This window comes from Nodosilinea sp. FACHB-131 (assembly GCF_014695395.1).
GTDB lineage: Bacteria > Cyanobacteriota > Cyanobacteriia > Phormidesmidales > Phormidesmidaceae > Nodosilinea.
The window spans coordinates 56,463-68,120 of sequence record NZ_JACJOF010000031.1 but is presented as its reverse complement, the minus strand read 5'-3'; the positions used below and the strand labels follow the sequence as shown (position 1 = coordinate 68,120).

The 11,658-nt window shown below is 52.1% G+C and carries 11 protein-coding genes; 4 read left to right on the top strand and 7 right to left on the bottom strand.

Annotated features, from left to right (window positions below; genetic code table 11):
* Window positions 1-533: 533 nt before the first annotated feature.
* Window positions 534-1,421: a glycine--tRNA ligase subunit alpha gene (glyQ, locus tag H6F75_RS21505; RefSeq protein WP_190754494.1), complete on the top strand. Its 888-nt coding sequence runs from the start codon at window positions 534-536 to the stop codon at window positions 1,419-1,421.
* Between the two features lie 84 nt (window positions 1,422-1,505).
* Here glyQ and H6F75_RS21500 read toward each other — a convergent pair whose 3' ends face one another.
* The gene (locus H6F75_RS21500; RefSeq protein WP_190754493.1) at window positions 1,506-2,672 is read right to left on the bottom strand and encodes an alanine--glyoxylate aminotransferase family protein; all 1,167 of its coding nucleotides are present in this window, start codon (window positions 2,670-2,672) and stop codon (window positions 1,506-1,508) included.
* Window positions 2,673-2,796: 124 nt separating this feature from the next.
* Window positions 2,797-4,329, bottom strand: a complete 1,533-nt coding sequence (locus H6F75_RS21495) for a HAMP domain-containing sensor histidine kinase (protein ID WP_190754492.1) — start codon at window positions 4,327-4,329, stop codon at window positions 2,797-2,799.
* Window positions 4,330-4,572: 243 nt separating this feature from the next.
* Here H6F75_RS21495 and H6F75_RS21490 point away from each other — a divergent pair, with 243 nt between their 5' ends.
* Complete coding sequence (locus H6F75_RS21490; RefSeq protein ID WP_073607504.1) at window positions 4,573-4,902, top strand: DUF3155 domain-containing protein; 330 nt, start codon at window positions 4,573-4,575, stop codon at window positions 4,900-4,902.
* 98 nt (window positions 4,903-5,000) lie between these two features.
* On the opposite strand, the gene H6F75_RS21485 is transcribed toward H6F75_RS21490, so the two are convergent.
* The 4 genes from H6F75_RS21485 to ntcA all read right to left on the bottom strand — a co-directional run bounded on the left by H6F75_RS21485 (window position 5,001) and on the right by ntcA (window position 8,429).
* Entirely contained in the window at window positions 5,001-5,531 is a 531-nt protein-coding gene (locus H6F75_RS21485) for a cofactor assembly of complex C subunit B (RefSeq protein ID WP_190754491.1), read from the bottom strand.
* 72 nt (window positions 5,532-5,603) lie between these two features.
* Window positions 5,604-5,993: a PadR family transcriptional regulator gene (locus tag H6F75_RS21480; protein WP_190704363.1), complete on the bottom strand. Its 390-nt coding sequence runs from the start codon at window positions 5,991-5,993 to the stop codon at window positions 5,604-5,606.
* Between the two features lie 243 nt (window positions 5,994-6,236).
* Window positions 6,237-7,640, bottom strand: a complete 1,404-nt coding sequence (locus H6F75_RS21475; RefSeq protein ID WP_190754490.1) for a DUF3084 domain-containing protein — start codon at window positions 7,638-7,640, stop codon at window positions 6,237-6,239.
* A 117-nt stretch (window positions 7,641-7,757) separates the two neighbouring features.
* A complete protein-coding gene (gene ntcA / locus H6F75_RS21470; RefSeq protein WP_190754489.1) occupies window positions 7,758-8,429 on the bottom strand; it encodes a global nitrogen regulator NtcA in 672 nt (223 codons plus the stop codon).
* 484 nt (window positions 8,430-8,913) lie between these two features.
* Between ntcA and thrC the strand changes: the two genes are divergently transcribed.
* Both thrC and H6F75_RS21460 read left to right on the top strand, forming a co-directional pair.
* Window positions 8,914-10,218, top strand: coding sequence for a threonine synthase (thrC, locus tag H6F75_RS21465; RefSeq protein ID WP_190754488.1), 1,305 nt, complete (start codon window positions 8,914-8,916; stop codon window positions 10,216-10,218).
* Window positions 10,219-10,339: 121 nt separating this feature from the next.
* Window positions 10,340-10,615 (top strand): MoaD/ThiS family protein, encoded by a 276-nt coding sequence (locus tag H6F75_RS21460; RefSeq protein ID WP_190754487.1) that lies wholly within the window; start codon window positions 10,340-10,342, stop codon window positions 10,613-10,615.
* A 463-nt stretch (window positions 10,616-11,078) separates the two neighbouring features.
* Here H6F75_RS21460 and H6F75_RS21455 read toward each other — a convergent pair whose 3' ends face one another.
* Window positions 11,079-11,621 (bottom strand): type IV pilin-like G/H family protein, encoded by a 543-nt coding sequence (locus H6F75_RS21455; protein WP_190754486.1) that lies wholly within the window; start codon window positions 11,619-11,621, stop codon window positions 11,079-11,081.
* Window positions 11,622-11,658 lie beyond the last annotated feature (37 nt).

Here is an 11,658-nt window from a genome sequence, read left to right as displayed (position 1 = left end):
ATCCTTGACAGGAACCTTGGCTTTGTTTCTAGACTATGTAGTTGTCGAGGTTCGCTTCAACCCTCAGTAGGTGGCTCGCTCGAGCCGCTTCCCTCAGGCGCTTTATCAATATAAGCCCAATCCCTAGCAGTGTCAACACCCTGTGACTATTTTGTTCTCGCGCCCTGAACCCCTTGTACCGCAAGGGGTTTGGCGTTTCTAGAGAGCCGCTACCAAACCCCTCTTGAAAATTCTCTCGGAAAAATCCTCCAAGACAACACCGTATCTGGCGGCAAGGGCTGGGCTTACAACAGCACTGGTAGCGTGTAGAAACTGCTAGATAAGGGCGTTAAAGGGTGTTGGGGACTGACTACGGGTTGATCAGCCAACAGACGACACAGGGAGAATCCCCTCTGGTCCTCAGGAAAGCCGGCGCACAGACTAGCAATCGCTATCTAAAAACTAAGTGGAGAATCTCCCAACGGTGGGGGCAAGTTTGTTGAATACTATTAGAGGCAATAAGTGTGGGTCTGAGTTAGTAACCGGGGGAAGTTGTGCACTTTCAGTCTGTGATTGCAACGCTGAATGATTTTTGGGCTAAGCAGGGCTGCGTGATTATGCAGCCCTACGATACGGAAAAGGGGGCAGGGACGAAGAGCCCACATACGTTTTTGCGGGCGTTGGGACCGGAGCCTTGGTCGGTGGCCTACGCGGAACCCTGCCGGAGACCGGCAGATGGACGATATGGGGAGAACCCGAACCGCTATCAGCATTATTTTCAGTACCAGGTGTTGATTAAGCCATCGCCTGAGAATATCCAGGAGACTTATATAGAGTCGCTGCGGGCGTTGGGGATCAAACCGGAAGACCACGACATTCGATTTGTGGAGGATAACTGGGAAGATGCGGCGGTGGGTGCTTGGGGCGTGGGTTGGGAAGTGTGGCTAGATGGGATGGAGATTACCCAGTTCACCTATTTCCAGCAGTGTGGGGGAATTGACTGCCGCCCGGTGTCGATTGAGCTCACCTATGGGCTGGAGCGGTTGACGATGTATTTGCAGGAGGTGGATGCGATCGCCAAGATTCAGTGGAATGATCAGCTCACCTATGGTGATATCTATATGCAGGCGGAAGTTGAGAACTCGACGTATAACTTCGAGGCCTCCAACCCAGAACTGCTGTTCACGCTGTTTGATTTATACCAGCAGGAGGCAGAGCAGCTGATGGATCGAGGTCTGGTGCTGCCAAGTTATGACTACGTGCTGAAGTGTTCACACACGTTCAACCTGTTGGATGCGCGAGGCGTAATTTCGGTAACGGAGCGCACCCGATACATTCGTCAAGTACGAGGATTAGCCAGGCGAGTGGCACAGCTTTATCTAGAACAACGGGAGAAGCTAGGATTTCCCCTATTAGCAAGTGAGCAGCGGCACGTGGCTTAGAAACCTGTCTTAACGAAGAAGGCGTCTCCATTATTTGTGGAGACGCCTTCTTCGTTTGCTACTGGTAGTCAGCGACTTGACGCGTTAAGAAGATTGACGCAGCACCGTTCCCAATGCGTGTAACAGGGTATCGACATGCTTTGGCTGGCTGTTGTAGCCCATGAGGCCAATTCGCCACACCCTGCCCCCAAGTTCTCCAAGGCCACCGCCGACTTCAATGTTGTAATCAGCCATGAGTTGACGACCAACGGCTTTGGCATCGACGCCGTCGGGTACACACACGGTAGTTAGGGTAGGTAGACGAAGGGATTCTTCAACGTGACAGGTGAGGCCAAGGTCCGCTAACCCCTGCCAAAAGTAGGTGGCGGTTTGCTGATGGCGTTGCCAACGAGCCTCTAGGCCTTCTTCGGCTAGCAGACGCAGAGCTTCGCGTAGGGCATAGGTGAGATTGACTGGCGCAGTATGGTGATAAACCCGCTCTGGTCCCCAGTATTTGCGCAGCAGAGCGGCGTCGAGGTACCAGTTGGCGACGGGTTGGCGACGGCGCTCTAACTTGGCGACGGCTCGAGGGCTCATGGTGAAGGGAGAAATACCAGGGGCGCAGCTAAGCCCCTTTTGGCTACAGCTATAGGCTAGGTCTACGTGCCAGTCGTCTAGAAAAATGGGCACTCCCCCTAGGCTAGTGACGGTATCAACCAGCAACAAACAGTCGTGGTCGGCGCAGGCTGATCCTAATCCTTCGAGGGGCTGGCGGACTCCGGTGGAGGTCTCGGCGTGGACGATCGCCAGCACTGCAGGCCGATGCTCATCTAGGGCAGCGGTCAGTTCCTCTAGCGTAAAGGCTTCGCCCCAAGGTCGGTGAATGGTGACAACGTCGGCTCCGTAGCGCTGGGCCATATCGACTAGGCGGTGACCAAAGTAGCCTTTAACAGCAACTAAGACGCGATCGCCTGGTTCAACAGCATTTGCGATCGTCGCTTCCATCGCTGCAGACCCGGTACCGGCCACGGCGTAGGTGAGAGGATTAGTGGTCTGCCAGGTATAGCGCAGTAGCTCTTGAACCTCATCCATCATCGCTAGATAGGCAGCATCGAGGTGGCCAATGGGCTGCTGATTCATAGCGGCAATGACACGGGGATCAGCGTTGCTTGGCCCCGGTCCTAACAACAACCGTTCGGGTACCGTTAGGGGAGATAGAGAGGCTGGCGGTGCCAGCCGAGCAGAGGGATTGGAGAATAGGGTGGTTGCCATGGGTAACACCGAAGACGATGGGTTGCTGAACCTAATGAACAGACTGAACCCATTCTCCTATGGATGCGGCACTCCGTAGTGTGAAGCACCACGGTAGCCCCTTAGCCCACCAGCCTTGTCAGGTCTATACCTCAGTGTCTAAGGCTTTTAGCCAAACCACAAATACAACGCCAGGATTTTGGGGATAAGCGACGGCCTCTGGCGGCAGCCATGGCGTGCCCTGAACAGGGCTAACTAGATCGATAGAGCCCCCCATGCCCTGCACTAGGTCTTGCACAATAGCAAGACCTAGCCCCGTACCCGGAATATCACCTCGGGCTTGCACACCGCGAAAATGGCGGGTAAACAACTGGGGTTGATCGCTCAGGGGAATGCCTGTACCGGTATCGCCTACGGCAATTCCTTGAAACATCTGCTGGCCAAGCCGCTGCACTAATCCTGCGGTAACCCAGATTAGAGACCCAACAGGTGCGTACTTTAAGGCGTTGTCGAGCAGGTTGTGGAGCACTTCTCCCAGAGCGGCCGCATCAAGCCAAACCATGGGTAAAGGGGTGGGGATATGGTGCACCAGGTGCAGTCCCCGCTCTTGGGCCAGGGGGGCAATGGACTGCACCAGCGGTAGGGCGATCTCAGCGATCGAGCCGGGTTGCACCCTTAGCGATCGTCCCAGCCCATGCCCTGGCGCTGAGGTCAAGGTTTCAAGGGGCTGATCCTGAGTCGTCGCCAACCTGCTGTTTAAGGTATCCTCGTTGCTGCCGATGACGACCCTAGGGCGATCGCTCCATTCACTGGGTGAGCCCGGCAGTAGCAACCTACCCGCTGGTGGAGTAGTAGCTTGCTCCAAGGTTTCATCCCCTTCGGCAACGGCGGCATCAAAGTGCTGAGCCAGATCCTGAAGTCGTCGACTCTCACGCACAATGCCTTCAGCAATCGGTCGATTGGTATCCTCAGGGGGTAACCGCTTGACCATCAGTTTGCCAAAGGTCTGTAAAGCCGTGAGCGGATTGCGGAACTGATGCAGCAGATCGTGAAAGGTTTCAGACTGATCGGCTTGGGTCAGCTGACGTTGGGTGAGCTGACGCTGAAGCCATTGACTACGCTGATCCAGCACGTATGCGATCGCCAACGTGCTGGCGACCTGCTCAGCCCGTCGATAGTCGTCTGCTGTCCACGGCAGTGCTTCGCGAGTACTGACTATCATGCCCAGCACCACTCCATCATGGGCCAAAGGCAGCACCAAGGGATATGCGGTCGGCTCAGTCTCTACACCCTGTAGTTGGGTTGCCGGTTCTATCCCGAACGGCATTGAGAGAAAACCTGGCTCTGAGGAAATACGAGTTTTAGATGGTAGCCCAACTGAATCTCGCTCTGAATCAGAAGACTGCTGGAGCCACTGTTTTGATTGGGCAATTGGAGATTGCTGGCTGTTGTCAACTTCGTCGGCTGTATTGAATACTGCCGCTAGTCCCTCCCGTAGGTCATGCCATAAATTGGCGGTTTCCGGATAAGCCACCAGCGGTATCAGGGTGGGATTTATCGTCTCAACGGTGGCTTCAACTAGGTACACCACCGTGGAAGCAGCCCCTAACGCCTGGGTCAGCAGGAGCACTTGGGACTGGCACAGAGTGATAAATTCAGAACTGGGAGAGCCAATCATGGCAGCGCAACATAAGAGTTTGACGGAAGAAAAATTAAAGTTTTGTCAATTTTTTAACAATTCTGTTCAGCTCCGATCTCCTCAGACACCCTTGTATCCTTTATAGCTCTTGGCGTTCGGAGGTTTTGAGCTAATTTTTAAGAGAAGTTGAAATTCTTATTTTGAGCCTATATACTTGGCCTGGTTAACAAATTTTGTAACCGAAACTACATCCAAATATCCACTGAGAGGGAGGTAGGCAACTTGGCAAGGAGACGCAAGCGTAAGAGTCGTCGTCGCTTAGAAGGCCGTCGCATTTTAGAAGCTGTTCCTCAGTATAGTATTGAGAGCGGCAACGAAAAACCCGTAACCGCAGCTCGGAATTTTATTCATTCCGAGGGCATTGCCCCCCCAGCCCTGCTGCTGGTTAAGCGGAACGAGCACACCACCGACCGGTACTTTTGGGCCGAGAAGGGTCTGTTTGGTGCCCAGTATGTAGAAGAGAATCATTTTCTCTTCCCCAGTCTGCGGGTGCTGCTCGGCGAAGAAGATGATGAAGAGAATGCCTCAGTTTTAGAGACCTTGACTCACTAAGGTAAGGGTTTGATAGCGGACGTCTGCTCTAACGATGCCGCCATCAAAGTCACCCTCTACATAGAAAAAGCTAGCCTCAGGGCTAGCTTTTTTTTGCTTCAGCGGTCAAAACCTTGCTCTAGGGCAATCAGCTCATCGCGGTGGGCAGTGACCAAAACCTTAGCAAGCGTCCCCTCTGATAGATCATTGGCCGTAGCGTTGGGCCAAACTTCTAGGCAAATCTTCTCATCGCGATCGGCACCACGCCAGTAGAACCAGCCTGCTAGCGGGCTTAACACTAGCAGGCCCAAAAAGGTAGCGCCATAGGCTGGCCATAGATTGGCCAGTACCAAGGCAAAACAGAGGGCACCCACAGCAGCAAGCAGAGTTAAGAATCCGGCCAGAAATAGGCTCGGACGTACTCTCCCCTGTAAGGTAATGCGCTGAGACTCTGCTTCGGCCGCGATAACGGCATAGGCCCGCGCCTCAAAGTAGGTCGTCAGGTTTTGCAGTAACGTTAGTGGCTCAACGGGACGCGTTAGGGTTAGGGTTTCGATGCGGTCTTTGGTAGAAGCACGAATAAAAAAAACTAACCCCACTATCATTAGCAGGGTTAGAAATAGAGTCGAATAGAGAACAGTGTCAGTCACGCCGGACCATGCAAAGCTACTTCTCTAGGGTACGGAATGTTGCATCATTCAGGTAGGCCTTGCACCCCTGATTCATCGATGCGGCGCAGAGTAGACTGGGCTTTGGGCACAGGCTGGTCGGATTGGGTCACCCATGTAGGTTTTCCAAAATTCGGCCAGTTCCTCGGCCTGAAGCCGCCAGTCAGGGTTAAGACGGTACATGCGGCGAGGACGACCCCGGCCTTCTACCTTTTTCCAGTATCCGTCAATAGCATTTTCGTCCTCCAAAAACTTGAGTGCTCCGTAAAGCACCGTATCTGACAGACGATAGTGGGGATACTGGTGGGTTAACCGCTGGATCAATTCGGTGCCGTAGGAGTCTTGCTGGAGCAATACCGACAACACGTAGCAAACGGCAAGCTCTTTATTCAGGTAGATTGGCGGTGGATCCTCGAAGAACTGATAAATATCCTCAAATTTCATGGGATCGCTCCAGGTGTATTTAAAGTTTGCCTGCCCTAGGACAAGCCAGAGTTAAAAGCAACCTATTAGCAGCCGACAGATTTGTAGGTTAATTCTAAGCACAGGTGATCCCCACAGTATCGAAGTAGGGGCAGATGGTAACTATCTGCAAATTTTTTTAGACATTATTAAATATTCGCCACCAAGGATAATTTGACATGGATCCTTTTCACTTGCTTTTTCCTAAGATGAAGTGCTTCAAGGCTATTCGCTTTGCAAATTAGGGCCATCGTCCAAGGGATTATTGAATCCATTCGTTTGAAATAAAATGCGCCCGTTGCGCACTGCTGCCAGATGAATTTGAACCGGCCCTGCCGTGAAGATATCAGTGGCAGCAATAGCCTGAAGGTCAACGGCCTGCCCCGATTGCTGAACAGTCTCTAAGAAGTTGAGTACTGTTTCGGGCCGATTATCGGCTACTTGTAGCGTGTCGCTGACGACACCGTCCTGTCGGGCACGAAATTGGGCAGCGGCCAGCAGAAGGTTGAGCCGCTCAACTAGTTGGCGATCGCCTAGGGGCGGCGGGTCTAGCGTAACTGTGGCCAATCGCTCGCCTAGAGCATAGACCTGCTGATTGGGAGTGGCATCGATAAAGACTTGCACACAGGGTTCACCCTGCTGCACCACGCAGGGCTCACCCGTAATGTAGTTAGCTGCAGACAGCAGGCGCACCACGTAGTCTTCACCCGTAGACAGACGATCAATCAGCGCCTCGACCTCACGATTGCCAATTAATAAAATTTGCTGGTCAACCAAAGCCCCAGGGGCAATCGCCCGAGACACCAGGCGGTTGGCCTCAAGTAAAAAGCCTGTGACAAACTCCTCTGCTTGCTCTCGATTTTCGGCACGCCCTTGACCGACTAAAATCTCCTGGTTGCGGTTGAGAGCAATGTTGCCCCGAAACAAGCCTTGATACTGCGTTTGCAGAACAGCTACCTGCTGCTCCAAAAAGTCTTGCTCGGCCTCTAAACTAGTCAAACGCTGTTCTCGCTGGGCGATCGCCCGATCGCGATCGGCAATCTCCTCATCTAATTTGGCGATTGCCCGATCGCGATCGGCAATCTGTTTGCCAATGGTGGCCTGCTGCGCCAGCAAATTATCACGTTGAACCCGCAGGGCATCCGTCGATTGGCGCAGCGCGGCAGCCTGCTGGGATACCGCATCTAACTGGCCCAGAGTTTGGCGTAGTTGACCCTCAGTCGCTTCCTGCTGAGCCACTGCCTGGTTGAGCGATTGGTTAATTTCCTGGAGCCGAGCTAGCGCCCGCTGCCGTTCGTCAGTGGCCGACTCCAAATCGGTTTCTACGCTCTCTTGGGTCGATTGAGCCTGGGCTAGATCAGCCTCGGCGTTGGCTAGATCAGCCTGAATTTTACCCAACTCAAACACCCCGGTGCGCAGCTGACTGCTTACTCCAAACAGCAGGGCCAGCGTAGAGGCTGAAATAACGCTACCTGTGGCAATGCTGACTAAAGTAGCCGTCTGGCGGGGGCGTAGATTGAACAAGCTCAGACGTGCTTTGCCCACCCGCGTGCCAACGCGATCGCCAAGGGTAGCAATGAAGCCCCCCAGAATTAAGACCGCCAAAATCAATACGTAACCAGAAACCATGCACCAGCCACAGGGGAGTTTGCACTTACTCTACTGCATGGGTTGAGGCCTCGTACGCCCCAATACTGTCGATAGCTGGTTTGGCTACTAGAACCACCACACCTAGCCAAACCCAAACTAAGTAAATTGCTGACTCAGATTGACCGGATCATGCACAGTAATCTTCTTTTTATAAATAGAGATCATGCCTTCCTGGCGCAAATCTCCTAGCAGACGAGTCACAGTCACCCGAGTGGAGCCAATGGCCTCAGCAATGGCTTGATGAGACAATTTCAGGTCAATAGTGATGCCATCCTGACTAGGTACTCCAAAATCGCGGCAGAGAATGAGTAGGAAACTTACTAAGCGCGAGCCCATGTCTCGATGGGCCAAAGTTTCAATCATCATTTCAGTTTGCAAGATGCGAGAGGACAACCCTCTCAACATCAGCAAGGCCAGTTCAGGATTGTCTTCCAGCGCCTGCTCAACCTGCTCGATTGGAACCGACAGTAGCTCTACTGGGGTAAAGGCTACAGAGTGATAAAAGCGATCGGAACGATTGCCCGTAATTAGCGACAAGACTCCAAACACACTATTTTCGCGCAGCAAGGCAACTGTGATTTCTTCTCCAGCCTCGTACACCCGCGACAGCTTAACCGCCCCTTTCAGCAGAAAATACACCCGTTCGGCCGGGTCTCCAGGGAAAAAGATTGTTTTCCCCCGCTCATAGGATTCGACTACAGGGGGAAACGCTCCTCCAGACAGCTGACGAAAAACATTGGCAAGGGGCTTATCTTGAGTCACTACCATAACGTTCTGCTAAGAGCATCACAGAGAGCATCTGCACTGAATTACTGTTTTGCCATCGTTACGATAGCCAAACCCGCAGCGCAGACCACCTTTGGGCATAAAGCATAAAGCAGTCTGACTGGTCTGGCACACCAACCAATGCAAACGTTCCATGACTTTAGATCACTTAACCTCAACTGCAAGGCAAGCGTTTGTATAGCAAGTTACTTTATTGCGCTGAAAGCCGATTTTAGAGCCTTTGAGGTAGCTACAGAGTAGTTGTTGATGGTCTGAACACCCGCCCGCGAGACCGAGAGCAGTAGCAAACTCAGGACAACTGGGCTGGTCGCGCTTAGTTAGGAACGAGCACCTACTGGCGCAAAAGTCTTGCCTATACCCGACTTTTTTGGTCGGGTACATTTGACCAAATATTGTTTCCGGTGTTACGTTCTGAGTAACTTAGCGAAGTCAATAACCGCTCCTCAGGAATCTCAGAGAAAACGCCATGACGCAGTCTATCGAGCAAGCTATCGCCGCCAAACCTACCTTTTCAGCGTTGAAGTGCCGAGAGTGTGGTGAAACCTACGATCTAGGCGCCAAGCACGTATGCGAAGACGTATGCTTTGGCCCGCTAGAGGTAGCTTACGACTACGATGAGATTCGTCGGCGGGTTACCCGCAGCACCATTCAGGCTGGGCCGCTGTCTATCTGGCGCTACAAAGACTTCTTACCCGTCAGCACCGACAACCCGATTGATGTGGGAACTGGCATGACTCCCCTAGTGCGTGCCAATCGACTAGCACGGCAGCTGGGGCTAAAAGAACTCTATATAAAGAATGACGCTGTCAATATGCCCACCCTTAGCTTTAAGGATCGAGTAGTGTCGGTAGCGCTGACTCGAGCCCGGGAGCTGGGTTTTACTACAGTGTCTTGTGCCAGCACGGGCAACTTGGCGAACTCTACGGCTGCGATCGCAGCTCATGCTGGCCTTGACTGCTGCGTGTTCATTCCTGCTGACCTAGAAGCAGGCAAAGTGCTCGGCACCCTAATTTACAACCCCACAGTAATGGCCGTGCAGGGCAACTACGACCAGGTCAATCGCCTGTGCTCTGAAGTGGCTAACACCCAGGGTTGGGGTTTCGTCAACATCAACCTGCGCCCCTACTACTCTGAGGGGTCTAAAACATTGGGCTACGAGGTAGCTGAGCAACTAGGTTGGCGTTTGCCCGACCATATCGTAGCGCCTTTGGCGTCTGGGTCACTGTTCACCAAAATCTACAAAGGCTTCCAAGAATTCGTTAAAGTTGGTCTCGTCGACGATAAGCCCGTTCGCTTTAGTGGTGCCCAAGCCGAGGGTTGCTCTCCCATTGCCCAAGCCTTTAAAGAGGGCCGCGACTTTGTCACCCCGGTAAAACCCAACACGATTGCCAAGTCCATTGCCATCGGCAACCCCGCCGACGGCATCTATGCTCTCGATATAGCTCGTAAGACCAACGGCAATATCGAATCGGTAACCGACGCCGAAGTCATTGAAGGGATGAAGCTGCTGGCCGAAACCGAAGGTATCTTTACCGAGACCGCTGGCGGCACCACCATTGCGGTACTCAAAAAGCTGGTAGAAGCCGGTAAAATTAATCCCGATGAGTCTACTGTCGTCTATATCACCGGCAACGGCCTTAAAACCCAAGAAGCTGTACAGGGTTATATTGGTGAGCCCTTTACCATTGAGCCTAAGCTCGACAGCTTCGAGCGTGCTCTAGAGCGCTCCCGTACCCTCGACCGGCTGGAGTGGCAGCAGGTCCTGGTTTAAGGTTTAAGGTGTGGTGTGGTACAGGGTTCGAAGAGCTGATTTTCTGGCTTAAACCTTGCACCCTAACCCTTACACCTTAGCAATATGCTCAATTTTCTTTCCCGATTCATTTACTCAAACCATGGCTGTTAAAGTACTAATTCCGACTCCGCTGCAAAAATTCACCAACAACCAGGCTGCCCTTGAATGCAGTGGCGGCAACATCATAGATCTGCTGAATGATTTGGAGAGCAACTGCCCCGGTATCAAAGCCCGGCTTTGCGATGATTCTGGTGAGCTGCGTCGCTTTGTTAACTTTTACGTTAACAGCGAAGACATTCGCTTTCTCGACGGCAAAGAGACTGCCCTTAATGACGGCGATGAAGTCAGCATTGTCCCTGCCGTAGCTGGGGGCTAATGTTAAAGCCGGAAACTAGCTATTAGATCAGAAAACGCTGAACAAAGATTTTGTTCAGCGTTTTTTTCAGCTCAGCAGGTTAGGTTGAGCAATCGCCTCTGTTTTCTTTTCTTGCCAATCGATAAGTTGTGCGCATTCAGTTTTCTCCCTCACTGCCACAACCACTACATAAACAGAAAATTTGGATGGATTTGCAAGAAATGATAAATGCTACAAGAGTCAAAGTATTTTGAGAAGATTTTTAGATGGCTGTAAGCTCTCCATCTATTCTGATGAGCACAAATTGTAGAACCTATTCTTGGCTAGATAACCTTTTCACTAAACGTATAGCTTCTACTACTCTCAACATCGAACTGATGGCGGCTTCTCAAACTTCTTTAAAAAACTTGGGATCAGCTACGTAAGAATAAGTAACTGATCCCAAATGTTATTAGAAACTAGAAGTCAAGCACTGATCAATAACCTAGAGTTTCTTCCAAGTACCGGTTGTGCAAGTAGTAGCAGACTGACTCGCAGTAGTGCTGAAGTTAGTGAGCGCACCGGCAGCAGCAGGTACGTTAGCTTGAGTCGATTCACAAATGAGTGCAATCGTGGTTGCTTCCGTGGTTGCGCTACCCGAGTTTAGCTGAGCAGCACCGACGTAGCTCTTCAGAGCGGTATCAACTCTGTCAGCAAAAGCCGTTGCGCCAAAAGGCCCACTAGCGCCAATGGTGTAGTTGTAGTAAGTGGTGTTGGAAGGAATACCAATGGCCAGTTCCACAAAACCAGGAGCAAAGGTGGGGTTCTCTAGACGGTAAGCCTGCTGACCACGGTTCATCGAACCAACGTAGGTTTTAGCTTCCGACTGACGAGCTTTGTTAGCTTGGTTGAGGAAAGAAGGCAGGGCGATCGCAGCCAGAATACCGATGATGATAATAACAACCAGCAGTTCAATTAGGGTGAAGCCGCCTTCTTCTTTTTTAGCGATGAAGTGCTTGAGCAGGTTGGCTTTAAGAGATGCTTTCATGTGTGTATGTCTCCTTGGGTTTAGGCGGCGGTAGAGA

Excerpts from the sequence above, each read along its gene's own strand:
- H6F75_RS21455 (WP_190754486.1), bottom strand. The coding sequence starts at position 11,621 with ATGAAAGCATCTCTTAAAGCCAACCTGCTCAAGCACTTCATCGCTAAA.
- H6F75_RS21500 (WP_190754493.1), bottom strand. The coding sequence starts at position 2,672 with ATGGCAACCACCCTATTCTCCAATCCCTCTGCTCGGCTGGCACCGCCA.
- thrC (WP_190754488.1), top strand. The coding sequence starts at position 8,914 with ATGACGCAGTCTATCGAGCAAGCTATCGCCGCCAAACCTACCTTTTCA.
- H6F75_RS21475 (WP_190754490.1), bottom strand. The coding sequence starts at position 7,640 with ATGGTTTCTGGTTACGTATTGATTTTGGCGGTCTTAATTCTGGGGGGC.
- H6F75_RS21495 (WP_190754492.1), bottom strand. The coding sequence starts at position 4,329 with ATGATTGGCTCTCCCAGTTCTGAATTTATCACTCTGTGCCAGTCCCAA.
- H6F75_RS21480 (WP_190704363.1), bottom strand. The coding sequence starts at position 5,993 with ATGAAATTTGAGGATATTTATCAGTTCTTCGAGGATCCACCGCCAATC.
- H6F75_RS21460 (WP_190754487.1), top strand. The coding sequence starts at position 10,340 with ATGGCTGTTAAAGTACTAATTCCGACTCCGCTGCAAAAATTCACCAAC.
- ntcA (WP_190754489.1), bottom strand. The coding sequence starts at position 8,429 with ATGGTAGTGACTCAAGATAAGCCCCTTGCCAATGTTTTTCGTCAGCTG.